Source organism: Pseudomonas sp. HY2-MNA-CIBAN-0224 (assembly GCF_040310285.1).
GTDB classification, from domain to species: Bacteria; Pseudomonadota; Gammaproteobacteria; order Pseudomonadales; family Pseudomonadaceae; genus Aquipseudomonas; species Aquipseudomonas helleri.
The window spans coordinates 1-275 of sequence record NZ_JBEOPQ010000486.1 but is presented as its reverse complement, the minus strand read 5'-3'; the positions used below and the strand labels follow the sequence as shown (position 1 = coordinate 275).

The following is a 275-nucleotide window of genomic DNA, read 5'->3' as shown; positions in this document are numbered from 1 at the left end:
AATCAGTTCAGATGATGAGCATATTAGCCTAACGCGGCACTACGATACGCCAGCGCCAACCATGATGGCTGCGCCTGCTGCTGGAGTAGCACCTATCGCAGCTGACGCTAAACCGGCGGTAAAAGCTGGTAGCGTTGAGACGTCGCCAATGGTCGGTGTTTATTATTCAGCCCCTAGCCCGAATGATCCGCCGTTTGTGAAGGTCGGACAAAAAGTGCAAGCGGGCGATACGCTTGGTATTATCGAAGCCATGAAAATCATGAATCCCCTTGAAG

Annotated in this window: 1 protein-coding gene; it reads left to right on the top strand. The window is 52.0% G+C overall.

Annotated elements, in window-relative coordinates:
* Nucleotides 1-61: 61 nt before the first annotated feature.
* Nucleotides 62-275, top strand: a 214-nt coding sequence (locus tag AAEZ03_RS27270; protein ID WP_502947970.1) for an acetyl-CoA carboxylase biotin carboxyl carrier protein, incomplete at its 3' end; no start/stop codon positions are given.